Annotated in this window: 22 protein-coding genes and 1 riboswitch; of the genes, 10 read left to right on the top strand and 12 right to left on the bottom strand. The window is 73.3% G+C overall.

Annotated features, from left to right (window positions below; all coding sequences use genetic code 11):
* Positions 1–40 precede the first annotated feature (40 nt).
* The 5 genes from OG286_RS08485 (at position 41) to OG286_RS08465 (ending at position 6,481) form a co-directional block, all read left to right on the top strand.
* Positions 41–1,267, top strand: a complete 1,227-nt coding sequence (locus OG286_RS08485) for a cobalamin biosynthesis protein CobG (RefSeq protein ID WP_405364957.1) — start codon at positions 41–43, stop codon at positions 1,265–1,267.
* The gene (locus OG286_RS08480) at positions 1,264–1,890 is read left to right on the top strand and encodes a precorrin-8X methylmutase (RefSeq protein WP_405362483.1); all 627 of its coding nucleotides are present in this window, start codon (positions 1,264–1,266) and stop codon (positions 1,888–1,890) included. Before OG286_RS08485 ends, OG286_RS08480 begins: the two co-directional genes overlap by 4 nt.
* Positions 1,887–3,404, top strand: coding sequence for a precorrin-2 C(20)-methyltransferase (locus OG286_RS08475; RefSeq protein ID WP_405364955.1), 1,518 nt, complete (start codon positions 1,887–1,889; stop codon positions 3,402–3,404). The genes OG286_RS08480 and OG286_RS08475 overlap by 4 nt, the downstream gene beginning before the upstream one ends.
* Positions 3,405–3,484: 80 nt before the next feature.
* Positions 3,485–4,789, top strand: coding sequence for a cobalt-precorrin-5B (C(1))-methyltransferase (locus OG286_RS08470; RefSeq protein WP_396320054.1), 1,305 nt, complete (start codon positions 3,485–3,487; stop codon positions 4,787–4,789).
* Between the two features lie 162 nt (positions 4,790–4,951).
* On the top strand, positions 4,952–6,481 hold the full coding sequence (locus tag OG286_RS08465; RefSeq protein WP_396320055.1) for a UDP-N-acetylglucosamine 1-carboxyvinyltransferase: 1,530 nt from the start codon (positions 4,952–4,954) through the stop codon (positions 6,479–6,481).
* A 25-nt stretch (positions 6,482–6,506) separates the two neighbouring features.
* Here the strand turns inward: OG286_RS08465 and OG286_RS08460 are convergent, their stop codons facing one another.
* From OG286_RS08460 to cbiE, 5 genes are read right to left on the bottom strand one after another with little or no spacing between them, the layout of a single operon-like run.
* Positions 6,507–7,013 (bottom strand): protein phosphatase, encoded by a 507-nt coding sequence (locus OG286_RS08460; protein WP_396320056.1) that lies wholly within the window; start codon positions 7,011–7,013, stop codon positions 6,507–6,509.
* 35 nt (positions 7,014–7,048) lie between these two features.
* The gene (locus OG286_RS08455) at positions 7,049–7,552 is read right to left on the bottom strand and encodes a DinB family protein (protein WP_396320057.1); all 504 of its coding nucleotides are present in this window, start codon (positions 7,550–7,552) and stop codon (positions 7,049–7,051) included.
* Between the two features lie 57 nt (positions 7,553–7,609).
* Positions 7,610–8,470 (bottom strand): cobalt-precorrin-6A reductase, encoded by an 861-nt coding sequence (locus OG286_RS08450; protein ID WP_396320156.1) that lies wholly within the window; start codon positions 8,468–8,470, stop codon positions 7,610–7,612.
* The gene (gene cobM / locus OG286_RS08445; protein WP_396320058.1) at positions 8,470–9,231 is read right to left on the bottom strand and encodes a precorrin-4 C(11)-methyltransferase; all 762 of its coding nucleotides are present in this window, start codon (positions 9,229–9,231) and stop codon (positions 8,470–8,472) included. The genes OG286_RS08450 and cobM overlap by 1 nt, the downstream gene beginning before the upstream one ends.
* Positions 9,228–10,478, bottom strand: a complete 1,251-nt coding sequence (gene cbiE, locus OG286_RS08440; RefSeq protein WP_405362489.1) for a precorrin-6y C5,15-methyltransferase (decarboxylating) subunit CbiE — start codon at positions 10,476–10,478, stop codon at positions 9,228–9,230. The genes cobM and cbiE overlap by 4 nt, the downstream gene beginning before the upstream one ends.
* Positions 10,479–10,673: 195 nt before the next feature.
* Here cbiE and OG286_RS08435 point away from each other — a divergent pair, with 195 nt between their 5' ends.
* Positions 10,674–12,134, top strand: a complete 1,461-nt coding sequence (locus OG286_RS08435; protein WP_396320060.1) for a catalase — start codon at positions 10,674–10,676, stop codon at positions 12,132–12,134.
* 81 nt (positions 12,135–12,215) lie between these two features.
* Here OG286_RS08435 and OG286_RS08430 read toward each other — a convergent pair whose 3' ends face one another.
* On the bottom strand, positions 12,216–12,686 hold the full coding sequence (locus tag OG286_RS08430) for a gamma-glutamylcyclotransferase family protein (RefSeq protein ID WP_405362493.1): 471 nt from the start codon (positions 12,684–12,686) through the stop codon (positions 12,216–12,218).
* 154 nt (positions 12,687–12,840) lie between these two features.
* Here OG286_RS08430 and OG286_RS08425 point away from each other — a divergent pair, with 154 nt between their 5' ends.
* Complete coding sequence (locus OG286_RS08425; RefSeq protein ID WP_396320062.1) at positions 12,841–13,863, top strand: EamA family transporter; 1,023 nt, start codon at positions 12,841–12,843, stop codon at positions 13,861–13,863.
* On the opposite strand, the gene OG286_RS08420 is transcribed toward OG286_RS08425, so the two are convergent.
* The gene (locus tag OG286_RS08420) at positions 13,826–14,419 is read right to left on the bottom strand and encodes a dihydrofolate reductase family protein (RefSeq protein ID WP_396320063.1); all 594 of its coding nucleotides are present in this window, start codon (positions 14,417–14,419) and stop codon (positions 13,826–13,828) included. The two genes, OG286_RS08425 and OG286_RS08420, sit on opposite strands and share 38 nt — an antisense overlap.
* A gap of 108 nt (positions 14,420–14,527) precedes the next feature.
* Here OG286_RS08420 and OG286_RS08415 point away from each other — a divergent pair, with 108 nt between their 5' ends.
* Positions 14,528–15,103, top strand: a complete 576-nt coding sequence (locus tag OG286_RS08415; RefSeq protein ID WP_396320064.1) for a TetR/AcrR family transcriptional regulator — start codon at positions 14,528–14,530, stop codon at positions 15,101–15,103.
* A gap of 46 nt (positions 15,104–15,149) precedes the next feature.
* On the opposite strand, the gene OG286_RS08410 is transcribed toward OG286_RS08415, so the two are convergent.
* From OG286_RS08410 to OG286_RS08400, 3 genes are all read right to left on the bottom strand, one after another.
* Entirely contained in the window at positions 15,150–15,638 is a 489-nt protein-coding gene (locus tag OG286_RS08410; RefSeq protein ID WP_396320065.1) for a flavoprotein, read from the bottom strand.
* Positions 15,639–15,792: 154 nt separating this feature from the next.
* Entirely contained in the window at positions 15,793–16,425 is a 633-nt protein-coding gene (locus OG286_RS08405) for an AAA family ATPase (protein ID WP_405364952.1), read from the bottom strand.
* Between the two features lie 608 nt (positions 16,426–17,033).
* Positions 17,034–18,014 (bottom strand): ABC transporter permease, encoded by a 981-nt coding sequence (locus OG286_RS08400; RefSeq protein WP_396320067.1) that lies wholly within the window; start codon positions 18,012–18,014, stop codon positions 17,034–17,036.
* A 294-nt stretch (positions 18,015–18,308) separates the two neighbouring features.
* Positions 18,309–18,406, top strand: a riboswitch (ZMP/ZTP riboswitch).
* Between the two features lie 21 nt (positions 18,407–18,427).
* Here OG286_RS08400 and OG286_RS08395 point away from each other — a divergent pair.
* The gene (locus OG286_RS08395) at positions 18,428–19,885 is read left to right on the top strand and encodes a glycine hydroxymethyltransferase (RefSeq protein WP_396320068.1); all 1,458 of its coding nucleotides are present in this window, start codon (positions 18,428–18,430) and stop codon (positions 19,883–19,885) included.
* 267 nt (positions 19,886–20,152) lie between these two features.
* On the opposite strand, the gene OG286_RS08390 is transcribed toward OG286_RS08395, so the two are convergent.
* Positions 20,153–20,386, bottom strand: coding sequence for a hypothetical protein (locus OG286_RS08390; RefSeq protein ID WP_396320069.1), 234 nt, complete (start codon positions 20,384–20,386; stop codon positions 20,153–20,155).
* Between the two features lie 319 nt (positions 20,387–20,705).
* Here OG286_RS08390 and OG286_RS08385 point away from each other — a divergent pair, with 319 nt between their 5' ends.
* Positions 20,706–21,695, top strand: coding sequence for a class I SAM-dependent methyltransferase (locus OG286_RS08385; RefSeq protein WP_396320070.1), 990 nt, complete (start codon positions 20,706–20,708; stop codon positions 21,693–21,695).
* Positions 21,696–22,022: 327 nt separating this feature from the next.
* Here the strand turns inward: OG286_RS08385 and OG286_RS08380 are convergent, their stop codons facing one another.
* Positions 22,023–23,684: an APC family permease gene (locus tag OG286_RS08380; RefSeq protein ID WP_405364950.1), complete on the bottom strand. Its 1,662-nt coding sequence runs from the start codon at positions 23,682–23,684 to the stop codon at positions 22,023–22,025.
* Positions 23,685–23,981 lie beyond the last annotated feature (297 nt).

The following is a 23,981-nucleotide window of genomic DNA, read 5'->3' as shown; positions in this document are numbered from 1 at the left end:
TGTGACCCAACGGACGGAGGCAACCGATCGGATCATCTGTATGCTCGCGGCCATGCCACCGACACCCGACGCCACCACGCCGGGCGCCGCCGCGCCCGACCGGGGGCGCGCGGACGCCTGTCCGGGGGCCCTTCGTCTGCACACCGCCGACGACGGCGCCCTGGCCCGGGTCCGCCTGCCCGGCGGTCTGCTGACGACTCGTCAGGCGCTGGCACTGGCCGAGGCCGCCGAGGCGCTGGGCGACGGCGGGGTGGAGACCACCTCGCGCGGCAACGTCCAGCTGCGCGGCCTGGCTTCGGGCTGCGGGCGGGCGCTGGCCGAGCGGCTGCGCGCCGCGGGGCTGCTGCCCTCCGAGACGCATGAGCGGGTCCGGAACATCGTCGCCTCACCCGGCCCCTCGGGTGGCCGCGCGGACGTGCGGGCCTGGGCGCGGGAGCTGGACGCCGGGCTCTGTGCGAGCGGCTGGGCCACCGGGCTCTCCGGCAAGTTCCTCTTCGCACTGGACGACGGGCGGGGCGACGTCGCCGCACTCGACGCCGATGTGACATTGATCGCAGGCTCGGACGACGGGCCGGACGGCACGGCGCTGCTGCGCCTCGGCCGGGCCGTCACCGCGCGCGCCGTCCCCCTGGCCGGCGCGGTGGACGCCGCGCTGGCCGCCGCCCGGGAGTTCCTGGACGCGCTGCGGGAGAGCGGGCAGCAGGCCTGGCACCTGCGCGAGGTGCCCGACCTGCTGCCGCCCGGTACCGTCCCGCTCCCCGCGCTGCCCGGCACGCCCCCGCCGCTCGGCGCGCTCCCCGGCGGGCTCTCCGTCGGCCTGCGCTTCGGCCGGGCCACCGCCGCCCAGTGGCGCGCGCTGGCCGGGGCGTCGGCCGGAGAACTGCGGCTGACCCCCTGGCGCGGCGCCGTTCTGCCCGGGGCGTCCGCCGACCGGCTGTCCGCGCTGGCGGCCGCCGGGTTCCGCGCCGAGCCCGGCACCGCCTGGGACGGCGCGAGCGCCTGCACCGGACTGCCCGGCTGCGCCAAGTCCCTGGCCGACGTCCGCACGGACGCGGCCCGGGCGTTGGACCTCGCGCCGGTGCCGGGCGGCGGGCTGCGCGTGCACTGGTCCGGCTGTGAGCGGCGCTGCGGCCACCCGGCCGGAGCATGGGTGGACGTGCTCGCCACCGGGCAGGGCTACCGGGTGACGGTGGACGCCGCCACCGTGGACGTGACGAACGAGGAGATGGCCGAGGCGGTCGCCGAGGCCCGGAGGACCACGAAGTGATCGAGTACGAGAAGGACGGCGCGTCCATCTACCGCCAGTCCTTTGCCACCATCCGGGCCGAGGCCGACCTCGCCGCCCTGCCCGCCGACGTGGCCCAGGTCGCGGTGCGGATGATCCACGCCTGCGGCATGACCGACCTGGTCGAGGACCTGGTGTACTCGCCCGGCGTGGTCGCCTCCGCACGCGCTGCGCTGCACGCCGGTGCGCCGATCCTCTGCGACGTCAACATGGTCGCCAGCGGCGTCACCCGCAAGCGGCTGCCCGTCGACAACGAGGTGCTCTGCACCCTCACCGATCCCTCGGTGCCCGAGCTGGCCCGGAAGATGGGCAACACCCGCAGCGCCGCCGCCATGGAGCTGTGGCTGCCCCGGCTGGAGGGCGCGGTGGTCGCCGTCGGCAACGCGCCGACCTCGCTGTTCCGCCTGCTGGAGCTGATCGAGGCGGGCGCGCCGCGCCCGGCCGCGGTCATCGGTGTCCCGGTCGGCTTCATCGGCGCGGCCGAGTCCAAGGAGGCCCTGGCCGTCCACCCGTCCGGCCTGGAGCACCTGGTGGTGCGCGGCCGGCGCGGCGGCAGTGCGATGGCCGCCGCCGCCATCAACGCGATTGCGAGTGAAGAAGAGTGACGCCGCACCAGGCCCCGACCGGTCGGCTCTACGGGGTCGGGCTCGGCCCCGGCGACCCGTCCCTGGTGACCGTCCGCGCCGCCGAACTCATCGGCAAGGCCGACGTGGTGGCGTACCACAGCGCCCGGCACGGCCGCTCGATCGCCCGGTCCATCGCCGAGCGGTATCTGACGGGTGGTCAGATCGAGGAGAAGCTGGTCTACCCGATCACGGTCGAGACCACCGACCACCCCGGCGGCTACCGGGGCGCGCTCGACGACTTCTACGAGGAGGCCGCCGCCCGGCTGGCCGCCCACCTGGACGCCGGCCGCGACGTCGTCGTCCTCGCCGAGGGTGACCCGTTCTTCTACGGCTCCTACCAGCACATGCACAAGCGCCTCGCGCACCGCTACCCGACCGAGGTCGTCCCCGGCGTGACCTCGGTCAGTGCCGCCGCCGCCCGGCTCGGGCAGCCGCTCACCGAGGCGGAGGAGACGCTCACCGTCATCCCCGGCACGCTGCCCGAGGAGGAGCTCACCGCGAGGATCGCCTCCGCCGACTCTGCCGTGATCATGAAGCTGGGCCGCACCTTCCCGGCCGTCCGCCGCGCCCTGGAGCGGGCCGGCCGGCTGGACGACGCCCAGTACGTCGAGCGCGCCTTCATGGACGGCGAGCGCACCGCGCCGCTGGCCGGGGTGGACGCGGGGACCGTCCCGTACTTCTCCGTCGCGGTGCTGCCGAGCAAGGTCGCGCCGCTGGAGCCCGAGGTGAAGCCCTCCGAGGGGCTCGGCAGCGTCACGGTGATCGGTACCGGCCCGGCCGGTCCGCTCTGGCTCACCCCCGAGGCGCGCGGCGCCCTCGCCGCCGCCACCGACCTGGTCGGCTACACCACCTACCTGGACCGGGTGCCCGTCCGCCCCGGCCAGCAGCGGCACGGCTCCGACAACAAGGTGGAGTCCGAGCGCGCCGAGTTCGCCCTCGACCTGGCCCGTCGCGGCCACCGGGTCGCGGTCGTCTCCTCCGGCGACCCGGGCGTCTTCGCGATGGCCACCGCCGTGCTGGAGGTCGCCTGCGAGGAGGCCTACCGGGACGTACCGGTGCGGATCGTCCCCGGGATGACCGCCGCGCACGCGGCCGCCTCCCGCGCCGGCGCCCCGCTCGGCCACGACTACGCCGTGGTCTCGCTCTCCGACCGGCTCAAGCCCTGGGACGTGGTCGCCAAGCGCCTGCGCCTCGCCGCCGAGGCCGACCTCGTGCTCGCCCTCTACAACCCGGGCTCGCAGTCCCGCACCACCCAGGTCGGCCTGGCCCGCGACCTCTTGCTGGAGTACCGCGCACCGGAGACCCCGGTGGTGATGGCCCGCGACGTCGGCGGCCCGACCGAGCGCGTCCGCACCGTCCGCCTCGCGGACCTGGACCCGGCCCAGGTCGACATGCGCACCATCCTGCTCATCGGCTCCTCCCAGACCCAGGCCGTCGAACGCGGAAACGCCACCGAGGTCGTCTGGACCCCCCGCCGCTACCCGGAGGCGTGAGCGCCCGGAGGGGGAGGTCGGCCCGGCCGACTTCCTGCTCCGGCCGGGCCGGTGCGCCGCCGGCCGCCGGGCGGGGGAGGATGGGGGCGTCCAAGAGCCGGTGTGCGGAGCAGGGAGCGGTCGTGGGTGAGGTCGGTGTCGGTGGTCGGGCCGGGCAGCTGAGGAGCAGTGGCCTGCGGCACGGGTGGACGACCGGCGCCTGCGCCACGGCGGCGACCAAGGCGGCGTACCAGGCGCTGCTGACGGGGGCGTTCCCGGACCCTGTGGTGATCACGCTGCCGAAGGGGCAGCAGCCCGGATTCGCTCTGGCGGCCGAGGAGTTGGTGGCCGGGGAGTTGCCGGCCGATGGCGTGCCGGTCGGGGCGTCGCCGGTCGGGGGGGCGCCGGCCGAGGGTGCCGCGGTTGCGCCGGCCGGGCCGGACGGGTCGCGCGGGCGGCGGGCCATGGCCGGGGTGGTCAAGGACGCCGGGGACGATCCGGACGTCACGCACGGCGCGCTGATCCGCTCGACGGTGTGGGCGGGCGAGCCCGGCAGCGGGGTGGTGTTCCGGGCCGGCCCCGGGGTGGGGACGGTCACCAAGGCCGGGCTGCCGCTCGGTGTCGGCGAGCCGGCCATCAACCCGGTGCCCCGGCAGATGATCCGCGACGCGGTCGCCGAGGTGGCCGCCGGATTCGGCGGCGACGGGGACGTCGTGGTGGAGATCTCCGTCGACCACGGGGAGGAGATCGCCCGCTCCACCTGGAACCCCAGGCTGGGCATCCTCGGCGGCCTCTCCATCCTCGGGACGACCGGGATCGTCGTCCCCTACTCCTGTTCCGCCTGGATCGACTCCATCCGGCGCGGGGTCGACGTGGCCCGGGCCGCCGGGCGGACCCACGTCGCGGGCTGCACCGGCTCGACGTCCGAGAAGGTCGCCGTCGCCGTGCACGGGCTGCCCGAGGACGCGCTGCTCGACATGGGCGACTTCGCCGGGGCCGTGCTCAAGTACCTCAAGCGCCACCCGGTACCGCGCCTGACCATCGCGGGCGGCTTCGCCAAGCTCTCCAAGCTCGCCGCCGGCCACCTCGACCTGCACTCGGCGCGTTCCCAGGTGGACAAGGGGTACCTTGCCGGGCTGGCGCGCGCGGGCGGCGCGGGCCCGGAGCTGGCCGACGCGGTCGCGGCCGCCAACACCGCGCTGGAGGCGATCCAGCTCTGCCGCGCGGCCGGTGTCCCGCTGGGCGACCTGGTCGCCGAGGCGGCCCGCGCCACCGCACTGGGCGTGCTGGTCGGTTCGCCCGTCGCGGTGGACGTCATCTGCATCGACCGGGCCGGCACCATCGTCGGCCGCGCGGAGCCCGCTGGGCCGTTGATCCCTGGGCCGTTGAGCCCGCTGGCCCGTTGAGCCCTGGGCCGGTGCCTGCTCCTCCGGATCCCTCATCGACCCCCTGAACCGTTGCCATGATGTGAAGATCTGACGCTCATACGGGGTGAGAAACGGACAAAAGTAGCGCCACGTACAGGATCGATTCTGGTGCTATCTCAAGCATGAGATATGGTCTGCCGGGTGACAGGCGACTACCTCACCCGTATCGGCACCCTCATCCGTACCGCGCGTCAGCACCGTGGTTGGTCCCAGGCTCAGCTCGGCGAGGCCCTCGGCACCAGCCAGAGCGCGGTCAACCGCATCGAGCAGGGCAAGCAGAACGTCAGCCTTGAGATGATCGCCCGCATCGGCGAAGCCCTCGACAGCGAAATCGTCTCCCTCGGCTACGCCGGCCCGATGCACCTGCGGGTCGCCGGTGGCACCCGCCTCTCCGGTGCGATCGACGTCCGCAGCAGCAAGAACGCCTGCGTGGCGATCCTCTGCGCCTCGCTGCTGACCACCGGCCGCACCACGATCCGCCAGGTCGCCCGGATCGAAGAGGTCTACCGCATCCTTGAGGTGCTCACCAGCATCGGCGTCAAGAGTCGCTGGACCAACGACGGCCGGGACCTCGAACTCACCCCGCCCGCCGAGCTCGACCTCGCCGCCATGGACGTCGAGGCCGCCCGCCGCACCCGCAGCGTGCTGATGTTCCTCGGCCCGCTGATGCACCGCGCCGACCGCTTCGCCATCCCGTACGCCGGCGGCTGCGACCTCGGCACCCGCACCGTCCAGCCGCACCTGACCGCGCTGCGCCGCTTCGGTCTGGAGGTCGCCACCACGTCCGGCGCCTACCACGCCTCCGTCCAGCCCGGCGCGCCGATGGACCGCCCGATCGTGCTGACCGAGCGCGGCGACACCGTCACCGAGAACGCCCTGCTCGCCGCCGCCCGGCACGACGGCGTCAGCGTCATCCGCAACGCCTCGCCCAACTACATGGTCCAGGATCTCTGCTTCTTCCTGGAGCGGCTGGGCGTGAAGATCGAGGGCATCGGCACCACCACCCTCACCGTGCACGGCGTGCCCGAGATCACCTGCGACGTCGACTACACCCCCGCCGAGGACCCGGTCGAGGCGATGAGCCTGCTGGCGGCCGCCGTCGTCACCTCCTCCGAGCTGACGATCCGCCGGGTGCCGATCGAGTTCCTGGAGATCGAGCTCGCGGTGCTGGAGGGCATGGGCCTCGACTACGACCGCACCCCCGAGTACCGGGCCCACAACGGCCACACCCGCCTGGTCGACCTCACCGTCCGCCCCTCGAAGCTGACCGCGCCGGTCGACACCATCCACCCGATGCCGTTCCCCGGCATCAACATCGACAACGTGCCGTTCTTCGCCGCGATCGCCGCGGCCGCCCACGGCACCACGATGATCCACGACTGGGTCTACGACAACCGCGCCATCTACCTCACCGAACTCACCCGGCTCGGCGCGGACATCAAGCTCCTCGACCCGCACCGCGTGCTCGTCCAGGGCCCGACCCGCTGGCGCGCCGCCGAGATGGTCTGCCCGCCCGCACTGCGCCCGGCGGTCGTCATCCTGCTGGCGATGCTCGCCGCCAAGGGCACCTCGGTGCTGCGCAACGTCTACGTCATCAACCGCGGTTACGAGGACCTCGCCGAGCGCCTCAACTCGATCGGCGCCCAGATCGAGACCTTCCGCGACATCTGACCGGACGTCACCTCGCCGACCGGCCTCACTCGTTGAGGCCGGTCAGCAGCTGTGCGGTGTCGAGCCCGGTGGTCAGGTACTGCACGAACAGCGAGTTGTTCAGCGCCCACGGCGAGCGCCGCTCGCGGATCAACTCCACGGCGCGGTCGGCTTCGTGGCCGAGTTCGACCAGGGCCTGGGCCACCACCAGGCCGGAGCGGTTGTAGCCGGAGTGGCAGCGGACCAGGGTGGAGCGCCCCTGCCGGACGGCCTCGGCCGCGTGCGTCGCCGCCTCCTGCACGGCGTCGAGCTGCCTGGGGGAGAGCGGCCCGTCGGGCACCTCTCTGACCAGATGCTCCACCCCCGGCTCCGGGCCGTGCCCGGGCCGGGTGAAGAGGCTGACCACCAGGTCGAACTCCCGCCCCACGACGACCGGTTCCAGGGCCCGGCCGGGCGGGGTGGTGAAATGCCCGCCCATCCAGAGCCCGGGCCCGATCTCGTTCCATGCCCCCGGTGATCCGGGGGTGTCGCGTTCCTTGTGGCGGGCCGGCATCGGCTCTCCCCTGTTCTCCGGGTGTCGGCCCGCGGCTACTCGCCGGTCTCGCCGTCGAGGTGTTCGCGGAGCAGGTCGGCGTGGCCGTTGTGGCGGGCGTACTCCTCGATCATGTGGGCGATGATCCAGCGGAGCGAGAACGCCTCCTCGCCGCGGTATCCGAGGACGTCCAACGACTCGGCGGCGGCGACGAGTTCCCGGGAGTGGTCGCACTCGCCGCGCCAGGCGGCGAAGGCCTCCTCCGGGTCGGCGGTCTCGACGTCGAACTCGGCGAAGCCACCGTCGGGGTGCGTCCAGATGCCGGGCTGCGCCTCGTTGTTGAAGGTGTTGCGGAACCAGCCGCGCTCGACCTCGGCGAGGTGGCGGACCAGGCCGAGCAGGGAGAGCCCGGACGGTTGCAGGACGCGCTCGCGGAGCTGCTCGGGGCGCAGGCCGGCGCACTTCATCGCGAGCGTGTCGCGCTGGAAGTCCAGGAAACTGGCCAGGGTGGCGCGTTCGTCGGCGGTCTGCAAGGTCCGGGTGCGCTGATCGTCGTCCATCGCGCCATGATGGCAGCGTCGGGGGCGCGGCGGGCGCAGTTCCGGAAGCCGCGGGGGCTATCGGGAGGTGAGGCCGCGCCCGGCCAGCCAGTCCAGCACCGCCGGCACCGAATCGGCCGCCGGAACGCCGGCCGGGAGCGGCGGGCGCTCCACGACCACCACCGGCAGGCCCAGTTCGCGGGCGGCGGTGAGTTTGGGGGCGGTGGCGGCGCCGCCGCTGTCCTTGGTGACCAGGACGTCGATCCGGTGGTCGCGCAGCAGCGCCCGCTCGCCGTCCAGCGTGAACGGGCCGCGGTCCAGCAGGACGTCCAGGGCGGCGGGCACCGGGAGCTCGGGCGGGTCGACCGAGCGCGCGAGGAAGTGCAGGCCGTCGAGGTGGGCGAAGGTGCCGATTCCCTGCCGGCCGGTGGTGAGGAAGATCCGGCGGCCGAGGGCGGGCAGCAGGGCGGCGGCCTCGTCCAGGGAGCCCACCCGGTGCCAGTGGTCCCCGTCGACCGGCGCCCAGCCGGGGCGGCGCAGCGCCAGCAGCGGCACACCGGTCGCCGCGGCGGCGAGGGCGGCGTTCTGCGACATCGCGGCCGCGAACGGGTGGGTGGCGTCCACGAACGCGTCCACCGCCTCGTCGCGCAGCCAGGCGGCGAGCCCGTCGGGCCCGCCGAAGCCGCCGATCCGCACGTCGCCCGCCGGGAGCCGCGGTTCGGCGACCCGGCCGGCGAGCGAGCTGGTGACCCGCAGGCCTGGCCGGCCGGCCAGGGCGCCGGCCAGGGCCCGCGCCTCCGTCGTCCCGCCGAGGACCAGGACGTGCCGGGCCGGGACGTGCCGGGCCTGATCGTGCCGGACCGGGACCTCTCGGACCGGGACCTCTCGGACCGGGTCGTGCCGGTCCGGGGAGGCCGAGGGCTGCGGGACGGGTGCCATCACGCCCCGCAGGGCTCGTGCGGGCGCTCGCGGCCCGCCGAGTAGAGGTGGCTGTCGCGGAACTGCTCGGCGGCCAGCGTGCGGCCCACGATGATCACCGCGGTGCGGACCACGCCCGCCTCCTTCAGCTGCCCGGCGATGGTGCCGACGGTGCCGCGCAGCACCAGCTCGTCCGGGCGGCTGGCCATCGCGACCACCGCGGCCGGGCAGTCGGCTCCGTAGTGCGGGAGCAGCTGCTCGACCACGTCGTCCACGTACCCGGCGGCCAGGTGCAGCACCAGCAGGGCGCCGCTGCGGCCGAGGGTGGCGAGGTCCTCGCCCTCGGGCATCGGCGTGGCGCGCTTGGCGATCCGGGTGAGGATGACGGTCTGGCCGACGGTCGGCACGGTCAGTTCCCGCTTCAGCGCGGCCGCGGCGGCGGCGAAGGCGGGCACGCCCGGCACCACCTCGTACGGCACGCCGGCCGCGTCCAGCCGGCGCATCTGCTCGGCGACGGCGCTGAACACGGACGGGTCGCCGGAGTGCAGCCGGGCCACGTCCTGGCCGGCCTCGTGGGCGGCGACCAGCTCGGCGACGATCTGGTCCAGGTTGAGCTGCGCGGTGTCGACCAGGCGGGCGCCGGGCGGGCACTCGTCCAGCAGTTCGCGCGGCACCAGGCTGCCGGCGTAGAGGCAGACCTCGGCGCGGGCCAGGATGCGCGCGCCGCGCAGGGTGATCAGGTCGGCGGCGCCCGGGCCGGCTCCGATGAAGTGGACGGTCACGAGGCGTTCTCCTGGGGGGTGTCGGGCTTGACGGCGGACCACTGGGTGACCGGCATCGCCTGGCGCCAGCCGGTGAAGCCGCCCACCGGGACGGCGTGCGCGACGGCCAGCCGCAGCAGCTCGCCGCCGTACCGCCGGTACCACTCGGTGAGCAGGGCCTCGGACTCCAGGGTCACGGTGTTGGCGACCAGCCGGCCGCCCGGCGGCAGCGCCGCCCAGCAGGCGTCCAGCAGGCCGGGTGCGGTGAGGCCGCCGCCGATGAACACGGCGTCGGGGGTGGCCAGGCCGGCCAGGGCGGCGGGCGCCGCGCCGGTGACCACCTGCAGCCGGGGCACGCCGAGCGCGGCGGCGTTGCGGGCGATGCGAGCGGCCCGGACGGGGTCGCGCTCGACGGTGACCGCCCGGTTGTCGCGGTGGGCGCGCAGCCACTCGATGGCGATCGAGCCGGAGCCGCCGCCGACGTCCCAGACCAGTTCGCCGGGCGCGGGGGCGAGAGTGGCGAGGGTGGCGGCGCGGACGTGGCGCTTGGTCAGCTGGCCGTCGCTCTCGTAGGCGTCGTCGGGCAGGCCGGGGACGAGCGAGGTCCGCGGGCCGGGGCCGAGTTCGACCGCGATGACGTTGAGCGGGTCGCCGGCCGGGTGCGGCCAGCCGTCCGCGGGCCCGTCCAGCTGCCGCTCGCCCGGGCCGCCGAGCTGTTCCAGTACCCGCAGCCGGGCGGCGCCGAATCCGCGCGCGGTGAGCAGGGCGGCGACGGCGGCAGGGGTGGCGGCGTCGGAGCTGAGGACGAGCAGCCGGCGGCCGGGGTGCAGGGCCGGGGCGAGGGTGTCGAGGGGGCGGCCGACCAGGCTGACCACCTCGGTGGCCTCCAGCGGCCAGCCGAGCCGGGCACAGGCGTAGGAGACGGAGGAGGGGTGCGGCAGCACGCGCATCCGCTCGGCACCGGGCGTCCCGGCGAGGATCTCGGTGAGGGTGCGGCCGATGCCGTGGAACATCGGGTCGCCGCTGGCCAGCACCGCGATCCGGCGGTCGGCGTGCTCGGCGAGCAGCCCGGGGACGGCCGGGCGCAGCGGGGACGGCCAGGGCACGCGCGCGGCGGCGACCTCGTCGGTGGGGAGCAGGGCGAGCTGCCGCGGGCCGCCGATCACCACCTCGGCCTCGCGCAGCGCCGCCCGGGAGGTACCGGCCAGGCCGGGCCAGCCGTCGGCCCCGATCCCGACGACGGTGATCGGGGGTGGCAGCTCGGGCACCGGGAGGCTCCTCGTTGGTCGGCAGTGGTCCGCAGGCGTGGTCGGGGAAGCCTACCTGGCGGTCCGCGACAGGCTCCTGACCAGGGTGTGCGGGCCGGCCCGGCCGGGGCGCGGGGGCTGCCCGGCCCTGGGGTGCGGGCCCCGGCGGACGGGGTTAGCGTCGTCCGGGGGCCTCAGCACGCAACGGAGGACACCATGTCCGGGTCAGCGGTGCCGCACACCACCAGCAACGCCGGCATCCCGGTGCCGAGCGACGAGCACTCGCTCACGGTGGGCCGGGACGGCCCGATCCTGCTCCACGACCACCACCTGATCGAGAAGATGGCCCAGTTCAACCGCGAACGGGTGCCCGAGCGGGTGGTGCACGCCAAGGGGGCCGGGGCGTACGGCGTCTTCGAGACGACGGAGGACGTCAGCCGGTACACGAAGGCGATCCTGTTCCAGCCGGGCAAGCGGACCGAGATGCTGGCCCGCTTCTCGACCGTGGCCGGGGAGCAGGGCAGCCCGGACACCTGGCGCGACCCGCGCGGATTCGCGCTGAAGTTCTACACCGAGGACGGCAACTACGACCTGGTCGGCAACAACACGCCGGTCTTCTTCGTCCGCGACACCATCAAGTTCCAGGACTTCATCCGCTCGCAGAAGCGGCGCCCGGACAACGGCCTGCGCGACCACGACATGCAGTGGGACTTCTGGACGCTCTCGCCGGAGTCCGCCCACATGGTCACCTGGCTGATGGGCGACCGCGGCATCCCGAAGTCGTACCGGCACATGAACGGTTACGGCTCGCACACCTACATGTGGATCAACGCGAGCGGCGAGCGGTTCTGGGTCAAGTACCACTTCAAGACCGACCAGGGTGTCGACTTCCTCAGCCAGGCGGACGCCGACCGCCTCGCCGGCTCCGACCCCGACCTGCACCGCCAGGACCTCTGGGAGGCGATCGAGGGCGGCAACAACCCGTCCTGGACGCTGTTCGTCCAGGTGATGCCGTTCGACGAGGCGCCCGGCTACCGGTTCAACCCCTTCGACCTGACCAAGGTGTGGCCGCACGGCGACCACCCGCTGATCAAGGTCGGGACGATGACACTCACCCGCAACCCCGAGGACTACTTCATCCACATCGAGCAGGCCGCCTTCGAGCCCGCCAACCTGGTGCCCGGCATCAGCGTCTCGCCGGACAAGATGCTGCTCGGCCGGATCTTCTCCTACCCGGACACCCACCGGTACCGGATCGGCCCCAACTACGCGCAGCTGCCGCCGAACCGGCCGCACGTCCCGGTCCACTCCTACGCCAAGGACGGACCCATGCGGTTCGACCCGGCCCGCACCGCCGCGCCGTACGCGCCCAATTCCAAGGGCGGCCCGGCGGCGGACGTGAGGGCCCACGACGACCCGGCCGCCGGCTGGCAGACCTCCGGTGACATGGTGCGCGAGGCCTACTCGCTGCACGCCGAGGACGACGACTGGGGGCAGGCGGGCACGATGGTCCGCCAGGTGCTGGACGACGCGGAGCGCGACCGGCTGGTCTCCAACATCGTCGGCCACCTCAAGGCCGGCGTCGGCGATCCGGTGCTGGAGCGGGCGGTGCAGTACTGGCGCAATGTCGACCAGGCGCTGGGCGATCGCGTCGCCTCGGGCGTGGGCAAGGCCTGACACGTCGCTGCCGTGACGCCCGCGCTTCTCCTGACGATGCGCTTCTCCTGACGTCGCTCCGTCCTCGGTGCCACGCTGTCCTCATTGCCGTATCCAGTCCCCGGACGGGATCAGTGCCGGCTGCGCGCGCAGGCGGGCGGCGACGGCCGGGCCGGCCAGGTAGACCCAGGCGTCGCGCGCCTCCCCGTCGGCCGTCCGGACGGCCAGCCGCTTGCGGACGTACTCGCCGGTGTCGTCCGCCCGGCAGTCCTCCAGCCGGTCGAGCGCGGCGAGCGCGGGGCCGTAGGCGCCGGGGCGCAGGGTGATCAGCTCGCCGACGATCCGGCGGCCGGGCGTCGCGTCCGGCACGGCGAACGGGAACCCCGGGCCGTCGTGCAGCGCGGCCCCGGCGAGTACGGCGGGCCGGACGTCGGCGCAGCGCCCGGCGAGGTGGACGGCGTGGTTGCGGCCGCCGGTGCGGAGCGTGCCGTAGACGAAGAACGGCAGGGCGCCGGCGGAGGAGGCGTCGGGCGGATCGGCGGGCATGGGCACCTTCCGGCGGTCGGTCGTCATCTGTCAGCCGTCGCGGCTCCGGCGCCTCCGGGAGCCCCGAGGGGCGCCCACCGTAGCGCCTGCGGCGACCTCCTGGTGATACACACTGGCGCGCGGACCCGCTGATGCGCTGTCATGGCGGGTGAACTGCCAGCACCGTCCAAGGGGGACACCCATGACACCTCCCGCCTCGCGGAAGGCGGCCGCGTTCGCCGCCGACTCCGCCGCCACCGGTTCCTCCGCGGGCACGCCCGTCGACGCGGTGGCGTCGCCCGCGACGGCCTCGGCCGCGCGGCTGGGCGGGGCGGTCTGGCTGGCGCTGGGCGTCGTGTACGTGGTCTGGGGATCGACCTACCTGGCGATCCGGATCGCGTTGGAGACGATGCCCTCCTTCTTCTCCGCCGGGGCGCGCTTCGTCCTCGCCGGGCTGCTGCTGGCCGGCTTCGTGCTGTTCCGCCAGGGGTGGTCCGCCCTCCGGGTGAGCGTCCGGCAGCTGGGCTCCTCCGTGCTGGTCGGCGCGCTGCTGCTGACCGGTGGCAACGGCCTGGTGGTGCTCGGCGAGAACTCGATCTCGTCCGGGCTGGCCGCGCTGCTGGTGGCCGCCGTCCCGCTCTGGATGGTGCTGCTCACCGCGTCGACCGGCGACCGCCCGAAGCCGGTCGAGCTGGCCGGCGTGCTGTTCGGGCTGGCCGGCCTCGCGGTGCTCTCGGCGCCCGCGATCGGCGGGGACATCGCACCGGGCGGCGTGGTCGCGGTCATCTGCGGCACGCTGACGTGGGCGGCGGGCTCCTTCGCCGCCAAGCGCATCCCGATGCCGGGCAACGTCTTCGCCGCGAGCGCCTACCAGATGCTCGCGGGCGGGCTGGGCAATGTGCTGATCGGGGTGGTGCGGGGCGAGCAGCACGGGCTGGATCCGGATGCCTTCTCCGGGCGGTCCTGGCTGGCGCTCGGCTACCTGGTGGTGGTCGGTTCGGTGATCGGCTTCACCACGTACGCCTGGCTGCTGCAGTCCGCCCCGCTGACCCTGGTCGCCACCTACGCCTACGTGAACCCGGTGGTCGCGGTGCTGCTGGGCTGGCTGGTCCTGGCCGAGCCGCTGACCGGCCCCACCCTGCTGGGTGGGGCGATCGTGGTCGCGGGCGTCTGCCTGGTGGTGAGCGTCAGCCGGCGGCCGGCCCGGTCCGCTTCGCGTAGGTGAGGACGACGGTGCCGTTCTCGAACGGGCGGCAGCCGGCCAGGGTGAAGCCGTGCGGCGCGAAGTCGGCGCGGAAGAGCGGGACGCCCTGGCCGGCCACGACCGGGTACTGCTTGACGATCAGCTCGTCGACCTCCGGCAGCAGCTGACCGGCCAGCTCGGCGCCGCCGCAGAGCCAGATGCCGAGCCCGTCCTCCTGCTTGAGCTTGCGCACCAGGGTGAGCGGGTCCTCGCCGGTGACCTCGACCGCCGGGTCGGGGCTGGTCAGCGTGCGGGAGAAGACGATCTGCCGCAGGTGGGCGTACGGGTTGGTGAGGCCGAGGGGCAGCCCCGCGGCGTAGGTGCTGCGGCCCATCAGGACGGTGTCGAAGCGGGAGACGGGCACGTCCGCGACACCGAAGGCCGCGCGGCCCGGCGTGGGCAGGGCGTCGGCCTGCTCGGAGGTGAGGTACTCCAGGAACTCGCCCTCGACGTACGGCATGAGGAAGTCGAAACCGCCGTCGGGTGCGGCGATGAAGCCGTCGATGGAGGCGCCGACGAAGTAGGTGAGCTTGCGCATTCACGTCCTTGGGGTTGGTCGGTCGAAGGCTCTGCGCCTTGAACAACGACAGTTATAGTACTCCGGGTGTAGTGGTTGCAAGAGATTTCCTGAAAGAGGATCAGAGTCATGGTTCAGAACCCCGCCCGGCGCACCGCCCTCACCGACGCCGCCATCGACGTCCTGGCGCGCGAGGGCGCCCGCGGCCTCACCTTCCGCGCGGTCGACGCCCAGGCGGGCGTGCCGGCCGGCACCGCGTCCAACTACTTCGCCAACCGCGACGACCTGCTCAACCGGGTCGCCCGCCACATCCACCACCGCCTGACCCCCGACCCGGCCGTCCTCGCCGAGCTGCTCCGCGCCCCGCGCGACCGCGCCCTGGTCACCGCGCTGATGCACGACCTGTTGCGGCGGATCACCGCCGAACGGGCCGGCTACCTGGCCATGCTCGAACTGCGGCTGGAGGCCACCCGCCGGCCCGGCGTGCGCGACCAGCTCACCGGCACGATCCGCGAGCAGCTGGAGGCCAACATCGCCTACCACCTGGGCGAGGGCTTCCCCGGCGACCGCGAGACGGTGGTCGTCCTCTACCTCGCGATGACCGGCCTGATCATCGAACACCTCACGCTGCCCGAGGTGTTGGAGGAGGAGGGGCTCGCGGCGCTGATCGACACCATGGTCGAGCGCATCGTCCCCGCGAGCTGACCGGTCGGCTGCCGGCACCGGTGTCGGTCCTCGGCGGAGGCCCGGGTCAGGGCGCCGGCCGCAGCACCGGTCGCAGCAGGTCGAGCACCCCGGTGAGGTCGCCGTCCTCGCGGATCAGCACCCCCATCGACCGCAGCCGCGCCAGGCTCTCGGCGTAGGCGGGGTGGGCGGCCTGTGCCGCGCTGAGCACCGGCCGGACGGCCGTCGGCACGCCGAGCCCGTACGCCTCGCAGAGGATGCCGAGGGCGAGCGTGTCGGAGATGCCGGCGGCCCACTTGTTGACGGTGTTGAAGGTCGCGGGTGCCACGGCGATCGCGTCCGGCGGCGGCAGCGGCTTCGGCTCTCCCGGCTTCCGCCAGGCGGAGCGGATCGGGTAACCGGTCTGCTCGGCGACGGCGGCCTCGTCGATGAAGCCGAGCGCTTGGGGGGTGGCGACGACGCCGACCCCCCAGCCCTCGGCCTGGGCGGCCGAGATCAGCCTGCCGGTCTCGGGGACGAGTCCGGAGGCGCAGAGGACGACGTAGAGGAAGGGCACGGGCGGGCTCCCAACTGTGTGACGGTCGCGCCCATCATCGCCACCCGCCCGGCGACCCATCGACCCATCGACCTGCCGACCTGCGAGCCCGCCGACCTGCCGACCCGCGACCCCGCAGACCCGCCGTGCCCGTCGACGCACGGGCCCACCCGCCTCAGTCGAACCGGATGTGCCGGATCCCCGTCCATGCCCGCCGCAGTCGGCCGCGCAGCTCGCCGTCCGTGTTCGGTGCGAGCGTCAGCCCGGCGGAGGTGGCGATCCGGTCGGCGACCTGGGCGACGGTGAGGTGGTCGGTGGGCACGTGCTCGCCGAACTCCGCGCCGCGCAGCCGGTCCAGGCAGTGGTCGAGTCTGGCCACGGCGAAGCTCTCCCGGCGCAGCGGCGCGTCCTTCCCGGCGACCAGCTGCACCGCGTGCCCGAAGCCCCGCTCGCGCAGCCGTCGGAGCACCTCCGCACGATCGGCCAGCAGCGCGAAGTGCCGTACGTCGTGGCCACGTTCGCGCAGCCGTCCGACCGTCTCCGCGAGGTAGGCCGGTTCGACCACCGTCATCGGTGCGATCACCGTCCCCCGGTGGTCGGTGAGCGTGCGGTCCAGGACCTCGAACACGCCCTGCCGCCAGGCCGGGAGGTCCTGGAAGTCGCCCCGCAGCGGCTTCGGCGTCATCCGGTGCAGACCGAAGCCGACCTGCTCCGGGTCGCAGATCACGCTCCCGGGCAGTCTGCGCCGCAGCTCGTGCGCGGTCTGCGTCTTGCCGCCGCCGAAGGGCCCGTTGATCCAGATCAGCATGGGCCGACAGCCTAGGCGGTGGCGGTACTGCCCGGTGCGCCGGCGGGGACCCGCTCTACCTGCTCCGCCTCACCTCGCGCATCGTCGAGGAGCGGCTGGTCGCCGACCTCGTCCACACCTGGCCGGCGTTGTCGCACAGGGATGCGCACGGCATCGTCGACGCCTTCGCGCGCGGCGTGGCGGACGCGGCCGGGGTGCCGGCTACGCCCTGCGCCAAGGCGCCGCTGTCGACCTCCGGCCAGGTGCTGCACCCGGGCCGGGTGTCATCGGGCCCGGTCGCCATGCTCCGGGAGCAGACCGGCGCCTCGGATGCGGTCGAGTGGGTTCGTATCCGGGACAGGGAGTGGTTCACCGAGTACCACGAGCTCCGGCTCGGCGGAATGACCGTCCGCGACGGCCTGCGACCAGCACAAGATCGCGAAGTCACACTGGAGTACTGGGTGTGCCCCGGCGGGTGCGGGGGCGGTCGCGTGAAGGGGGCGGTCGGTGGAGAAGGCGGCCAGGCGAGAGGGGCCGCCAGGTGGGAGGGATGGTCAGGCGGAACGGGGAGGCAGGCGGAACGGGGAGGCAGGTGGAACGGGGAGGCAGGTGGAACGAAACGAGAGGACTCAGCGCCCGGCGCGCGGGTCCAGGGCGTCCCGGACGGCGTCGCCGAGCAGGTTGAAGGCGAGCACGAACAGCAGCAGGGCCACGCCCGGGAAGAACATGTAGGTCGGGTCGGCCTGGAACACCTCGGAGCCGCGGGCGATCATTCGGCCCCAGTCCGGGACCGGTTCGTCGATGCCGACGCCGAGGAACGAGAGCACCGCCTCGGTGGCGACGAACGTCGGCACCGCCGTCGTGGCGTGCACCAGCAGCTGCGCCCGCACATTCGGCAGCAGTTCGCGGAAGGCGATATGGAATCCGCTTGCTCCCAGGGCCCGGGCGGACTGCACGAAATCCCTTTCCCGAAGGGACCGGACGGAGGAATGCAGGGAAAGCGCGAGTTGAATCCAGCCGAACGCGGAGAACACCAGGATCAGTACCAGGAACTGCATCCACTCCGGCTCGGCACTGCCCGGATCGACCAGCCGGGACTGGATGACCGGGCTGAGCGCGAGCAGCAGGAGCAGCGTCGGGAAGGCCGGCAGGACGTTGGAGAGGAAGCCGAGGAGCCGGTCGGTGATCCCGCCGGGGTAGCCCAACGCGACGCCGGCCAGCACGCCGAGGGCGGTGGTGACGGCCGCGGCGGCGAAGGTGATCAGCAGCGAGGTGCGGATGCCGTAGAGCAGCTGGGTGAGGACGTCCCGGCCGAGCCCGGGCTCCAGGCCGAACCGGAAGTCGCCGGAGATCCCGCCGTTCGGCGCGATCGGCAGTCCACCGTCGCTGAGCAGGCCGGGCGCGTTCTGGCTGTAGTGCTCGGCCGGGTTCCTGCCGTACAGGGCGGCGATCGGCGGTGCGGCGAGCGCGAGCAGGAGGAAGAGCAGGACGACGGCGAGCGCGGCCGTGCCGCCCCGGTCGCGGCGGATCCCGCGGAGGAGGCTCTGCGGGGCGGGCGCGGCCTGGCGTGCCACCCCGGCCGACTCTGTGACTGTCTCGACCACTGCCATGAGAGGCGTACTCCCCGAATTCTCCGCCGCCCCGTGGGTGAGGGTGCGCTGGTGTGCATTTCCGGGCCGGTCTTCGGGAGTTTCCCGGCGGTCGGCCGAGCGCCATCAGACCGGATGCCGGCGGACTTCCGCAAATCATTCCGGCCCGAACTCCGGCGCAATGTTTCGGGGAATGTGACGGCTTCATTCCGCTGCGATACCGCTGTTGCAGAAGAACGGACATAGCAGGGCAAATGCTTGGCTCGTCCCGCATTCTGAGATCTCTGCCCCGGTCCGTCCGGTGTTGATAGCATCCGGGTGAGCCGCGACTGGCGCGCAGGGATGGAATCAACCATCGGGGAGCGGCTCCGTGGACCTTCACGTCACAGTTGCCGAGCGCCTGGGCCGTCCGAACTCGTCACGAGGAGACTGCCTTGGCCCAGTACCCCCACACCGCCGCCAGTGCCACCGCCAACACCGCCTTCCGCAGCGCGCTGGACACCGTCCGCGAGGTCGAGCCGCGGATCGCCGCCGCCATCGGCCAGGAGATCGAGGACCAGCGGGCCTCGCTCAAGCTGATCGCCAGCGAGAACTACGCCTCCCCGGCCGTCCTGCTCGCCATGGGCAACTGGCTCAGCGACAAGTACGCCGAGGGCACCGCCGGCCGTCGCTTCTACGCCGGCTGCCGCAACGTCGACACCGTCGAGACCATCGCCGCCGAGCACGCCCGCGCACTCTTCGGTGCCGACCACGCCTACGTCCAGCCGCACTCCGGCATCGACGCCAACCTGACCGCCTTCTGGGCCGTCCTCTCCCAGCGGGTCGAGAGCCCTGCGCTCGAGCGCGCCGACGTCCGCAACGTCAACGACCTCACCGAGCGGGACTGGGCCGAGCTGCGCCAGGAGCTCGGCAACCAGCGGATGCTCGGCATGTCCCTGGACACCGGCGGCCACCTCACCCACGGGTTCCGGCCCAACATCTCCGGCAAGATGTTCGAGCAGCGCAGCTACGGCACGGACCCGGCCACCGGCCTGATCGACTACGACGCGCTGCGCGCCACCGCCAAGGAGTTCCGCCCGCTGATCCTGGTGGCCGGCTACTCGGCCTACCCGCGGCTGGTCGACTTCCGCAAGATGCGCGAGATCGCGGACGAGGTCGGCGCGACCCTGATGGTCGACATGGCGCACTTCGCCGGCCTGGTCGCGGGCAAGGTGCTGACCGGCGACCACGACCCGGTGCCGCACGCCGACATCGTCACCACCACCACCCACAAGTCCCTGCGCGGCCCGCGCGGCGGCATGGTGCTCTGCACCTCCGAGCTGGCCGAGCACGTCGACCGTGGCTGCCCGCTGGTTCTCGGCGGCCCGCTCCCGCACGTGATGGCCGCCAAGGCGGTCGCCTTCGCCGAGGCCCGCCGCCCCGAGTTCCAGATCTACGCCCGCCAGGTCGTCGACAACGCGCAGGCCCTCGCCGAGGGGCTGCTGCGCCGCGGCGGCAAGCTGGTCACCGGCGGCACCGACAACCACCTTGTCCTCGCCGACGTCTCCGGCTACGGCCTGACCGGCCGCCAGGCCGAGGCCGCGCTGCTGGACTCCGGCATCGTCACCAACCGCAACTCCGTCCCGCAGGACCCGAACGGCGCCTGGTACACCTCCGGCGTCCGCCTCGGCACCCCCGCGCTCACCACCCGCGGCCTCGGCACCGCCGAGATGGACGAGGTCGCCGCCCTGATCGACACCGTCCTGCGCGGCACCACCCCCACCACCACCTCCACCGGCGCCCCCTCGAAGGCCCAGTACGCCCTGGACGCCGCCCTCAGCGAGGGCATCGCCAAGCGCGCCGCCGACCTCCTCGCCGGCTTCCCGCTCTACCCGGGCGTCGACCTGATGTGACCCGCCTGGGGGTGCGCGCATCGCCGCGCGCACCCCAACAGGCTTAGTACTGCAGCGACTTGTACGGCAGGAACTCCTCCCGGCAGGCCGGCCCGGTCCGCGGCCGAGGCCGGAGGCCCTGTCACCGCCGAGTGGGGCGGGCGGGTGGGGGCGCCCGCCGTCGAGCCGGTCCGGCCGGCGCCCGGCCGGGCCGTCAGCGGGGCGTCCCCGCCCGGCTTGACGGCGACCGGAACGGTCGGCCGCGTGCCGGCACCGCCTCGGCCGTGATCAGGTGCAGCGGGCGGTTCGACGGCGTGATCGCCGCGGCCACACCGGGCCGGCTCGCCGACAGAGCACCACCGAGCCGCCGATCCGCTCCTCGAAGGGGTCCTCGGCGAGCAGCGACAGGTACGAGCCGGCGACAGGCTCGCGTGGCGTGTCGGCCGCCGCCGCGGCGCCGCTGACATCCGCCGTGGCGCCGCCGACGTCCGCCGCGCCCGCCGGCCGGGGCGATGCGATCACCTGTTCGACGGCCGGTCGGGCGCCGGTTCCGACCCGGCACCCAGGCCGCCGTCCGAGTCGCCTGCCCGGCAGAGGCCTCACCGGCGATCGACTGTGAGTGATTTCCGTGCAAACTCTCCTCAACTCCGCCCGGTGGCAGGTAGATTGCAGCCCAATTGGGCGCGGGGTACCAGCGGTGGCACGAAATCCGAGCGGGTTCTCGCCGTGCCGTGTCGACGGCTGCTCCGGATGATGGGAGGAGGCCTCCGCCTCCCGCCCCGCGTATCCGTGCCCTGAGAACGTCCCCCATGGTCGTCCGTAGCGTGTAAGGAGCAACCTCGTGAGCGACGCCGCGTTGAGCACCGAGCAGCACCGGCCCGCCGAGCCTGCTGTGCTCGATGACGTCCCCGGCTGGTTCTGGGATCACGACCGCCACCTCTTCGAATGGTTCCTCGCCCGCCAGGAGAAGGCGGGGGTCACCGGGAACCTCCTGGAGATGGGCGCCTACCTGGGGCGCAGCGCGATCGTGATCGGCGGCCACTTGCAACCCGCCGAGACGTTCACGGTGTGTGACCTCTTCGACTCGGACGCTCCGGACGACGAGAACGCCGCCGAGATGACCATGTCCTACCGCAAGACGCTGACCCGGTCCGCGTTCGAGTCCAACTACCTCTCTTTTCACAAGTCGCTGCCGGAGATCATCCAGGCGCCCACCTCCAGCCTGGCCGGCGGCCGCATCCCGGCCGGTGCGTTCCGCTTCATACACATCGACGCCTCGCACCTGTACGAGCACGTGGTGGGGGACCTCCAGGTGGCCCGGGCGGCGCTCCAGCCGGAGGGCGTGGTGGTCCTGGACGACTACCGTTCCGCCCACACCCCCGGTGTCGCCGCCGCCACCTGGGAGGCGGTGTTCAACCACGGCCTCAAGCCGATCGTGCTCACCGAGTGCAAGTTCTACGGCACCTGGGGCGACCCCGAGCCCGCCCAGCGCGACCTGCAGGACCGGATCGGCCTGGCGGAGGGCTGTCACCTCAGCGCCGAGACCCTGAACGGGCAGCAGGTGCTGCGGCTCAACGGCACCTCGGACGGCATCGAACCGTTCCGCCCCTCCCGGCACCACGACCGGCTCGCCGCCGAGGCCGCCCGCCGCGAGGCCGAGGAGGCCCGCCGCGAGGAACTGCGCGCCCAGGAGGAGGCCGCCGAGGACCTCGCCACCCGTCGGGCCCGCGCCGCCGAGCGCCGGCGGCCGACCAACGTGGCCAAGCGCGTCGCGGGGGACCTCCTCCCGCCGGTGGTCACCTCCGCCATCCGCCGCGCCCGCCGGGGCTGACGCCCCCTTCTCCACCTGCACCGAGAGCTGCGTGGCCCGGAAGGCCGCGCGGCTTTCGGTGTTCCTGGGCTTACGCCTGAGGTGTTCCTGCGCATGGTCTTGAGCGGTGTTCCTCGGCGTGCTCGCGTCCAGCCCCGCTGCCCTCTCCACCCTCGCCCCCGCCCTCGCCCCCGCCGCCGTCCCCGCCGCCGCCCCCGCCGCCGGACCCGGAGTCGCCGCACCGAACCGCCCGTGCCGCTCCACCCCGCCCCTCGCACACCCGCCTCCACGGCAAAGCGCCGGCCGAGAGAACTCGACCGGCGCTTTGCGTGGCAGACGTCAGATGCCTCAGACCCGCGAGGGCTCGCCACCCTGGTGCGGGATGGTGGCGGTGCCGTCGGCCTCGGCCGCGTCGGCCAGCTCGCGCTTGACGTCGGCCAGCGAGGGGTTGGCCCACGCGCTGGCGACGCCCCAGCGGTAGAAGGCGAGGCCGATCCCGGCGACGACCAGCAGGTCCCAGCCCTCGGGCAGGTAGCCCTGGCCGCCGTAGTCGGTCGACCCGGCCCAGGAGACGGCGGCCATCACGAAGAGGTAGGCGATCATCCAGGCGCCGGCCTTGAGGTGCGGCTTGAGCTCGGCCCACGGCTTGCGCAGCTCGTACCAGGCCCAGATCGGCAGGCCGGCGGCCATCAGCAGGATGACCTTGCCGGTCAGCGGCCAGCGGGCCCAGTAGAGCACCAGGGAGCCGAAGACCATGGCGACGGGGGCGATCACCGGCATCGCGCGCAGCCGGACGGGGCGGGGGAGCTCGGGGGCCAGGCGGCGCAGCGCCATCACGGCCACGGGGCCGGTGATGTACGAGATCACGGTGGCGACCGACACGATCTCGGCGAGCGAGCCCCAGCCGCGGAAGACGGCGAGGAAGAGGAAGGCGATCAGCAGGTTGAGCAGCAGGGCCGGGCGCGGGATGCCGGTCTTCGCGTCCACGCGGCCGAACAGCTTCGGCAGGTGGCCGTTCTCCTGCACGCCGTGGATCATGCGCGAGGTGGTGGCGGCGTAGATCATGCCGGTGCCGCTGGGGGAGACGAAGGCGTCCGCGTACAGCAGCAGGGCCAGCCAGTTCATGCCCCAGGCGATCGACAGGTCGGCCAGCGGGGAGGTGTAGCCGAGGCCGCTCCAGCCGTTCGACAGGTCGGCGGCCGGGACGGCGCCGAGGAACGCGACCTGCAGCGCGACGTAGATCACCAGGGAGATCAGGATCGAGCCGATCACCGCCTTGGGCAGCGACTTGCCGGGGTTGCGCGCCTCACCGGCCAGGTTGAGCGGGGACTGGAACCCGTTGAACGCCCAGACGATGCCGGAGACGGCGACGGCGGTGAACACCGCGCTCCAGCCGTTCGGGGCGAAGCCGCCGTGGTCGGTGAAGTGGGCGGTGTCGAAGTGCGCCAGCAGCAGGGCGCCCGCGGTCAGCGTCGGGACGACGACCTTGAACACGGTGATCGCGGTGTTGGTCTTGGCGAACAGCGTGATCGCGAACCAGTTCAGCGCGAAGTAGCCGACCAGCAGCACGCTGGCCAGCGCGACCCCGCTGAGGGTCAGTTCGTTCCCGTCGTAGAGGCCCTGCGCCCAGCCGAAGTGCCAGGAGCTCATGTACTGGACCGAGGCGGTCGCCTCGCCCGGGATCACCGAGACGATCGCGATCCAGTTGGCCCAGGCGGCGAGGTAGCCGGCCAGCGAGCCGTGCGAGTACTGCCCGTACCGCACCATGCCGCCGGCCTTGGGGAACATCGAGCCCAGCTCGCTGTAGGTCAGCGCGATGGTGAGGGCCACCGCCGCGCCGATCACCCAGGCGACGATCGACGCCGGCCCGGCGAGCCGTGCCGCCCGCTCCGCACCGAACAGCCAGCCCGACCCGATGATCGAGCCCAGCCCGACGGCCGTCAGGCTGATGGTGCCGAGCGAGCGGCGATAGTGCTGATGGGATGCCGTCGTCGGCTCAGGCGCGCTCAACGTCTCGGTCCTCTGTCTCGTCGGGGTTCTCGTCAGGTCCTCGTCCGGTTCCGGGCTCAGCTCATGGGTCCGGACAAACGCACAGCAGACTATGGTGCGAAAACGGACCAAAGCCTCAGATAAAGCTCAGATCGTTCGATCGTTGCCATCTCGTGTCCGACTATCGGAGCCAGATGTCCGCAGGTCAGCGGCCATGGAGGGCTTACGAGGGGATGCGGGAAGGGGGAGCGGGGCTCCCACCGGCAAGCCGCCGACAAGCCGCCGCCAACCCGCCGGGGAAACGCCGGGGAAAACGCC

It is taken from the genome of Kitasatospora sp. NBC_00039 (assembly GCF_045160625.1).
In the GTDB taxonomy this organism is placed as follows: Bacteria; Actinomycetota; Actinomycetes; order Streptomycetales; family Streptomycetaceae; genus Kitasatospora.
The sequence above is the reverse complement of the archived record's forward strand: the minus strand, read 5'-3'. Positions and strand labels throughout refer to the sequence as shown.

Coding starts and splice junctions, on each gene's coding strand:
- OG286_RS08415 (WP_396320064.1), top strand. CDS start 14,528: ATGGTTCAGAACCCCGCCCGGCGCACCGCCCTCACCGACGCCGCCATC.
- OG286_RS08460 (WP_396320056.1), bottom strand. CDS start 7,013: ATGCCGGCCCGCCACAAGGAACGCGACACCCCCGGATCACCGGGGGCA.
- OG286_RS08485 (WP_405364957.1), top strand. CDS start 41: ATGCTCGCGGCCATGCCACCGACACCCGACGCCACCACGCCGGGCGCC.
- OG286_RS08435 (WP_396320060.1), top strand. CDS start 10,674: ATGTCCGGGTCAGCGGTGCCGCACACCACCAGCAACGCCGGCATCCCG.
- OG286_RS08450 (WP_396320156.1), bottom strand. CDS start 8,470: ATGGCACCCGTCCCGCAGCCCTCGGCCTCCCCGGACCGGCACGACCCG.
- OG286_RS08400 (WP_396320067.1), bottom strand. CDS start 18,014: ATGGCAGTGGTCGAGACAGTCACAGAGTCGGCCGGGGTGGCACGCCAG.
- OG286_RS08425 (WP_396320062.1), top strand. CDS start 12,841: ATGACACCTCCCGCCTCGCGGAAGGCGGCCGCGTTCGCCGCCGACTCC.
- OG286_RS08420 (WP_396320063.1), bottom strand. CDS start 14,419: ATGCGCAAGCTCACCTACTTCGTCGGCGCCTCCATCGACGGCTTCATC.
- OG286_RS08470 (WP_396320054.1), top strand. CDS start 3,485: ATGGGGGCGTCCAAGAGCCGGTGTGCGGAGCAGGGAGCGGTCGTGGGT.
- OG286_RS08430 (WP_405362493.1), bottom strand. CDS start 12,686: ATGACGACCGACCGCCGGAAGGTGCCCATGCCCGCCGATCCGCCCGAC.
- OG286_RS08455 (WP_396320057.1), bottom strand. CDS start 7,552: ATGGACGACGATCAGCGCACCCGGACCTTGCAGACCGCCGACGAACGC.
- OG286_RS08405 (WP_405364952.1), bottom strand. CDS start 16,425: ATGCTGATCTGGATCAACGGGCCCTTCGGCGGCGGCAAGACGCAGACC.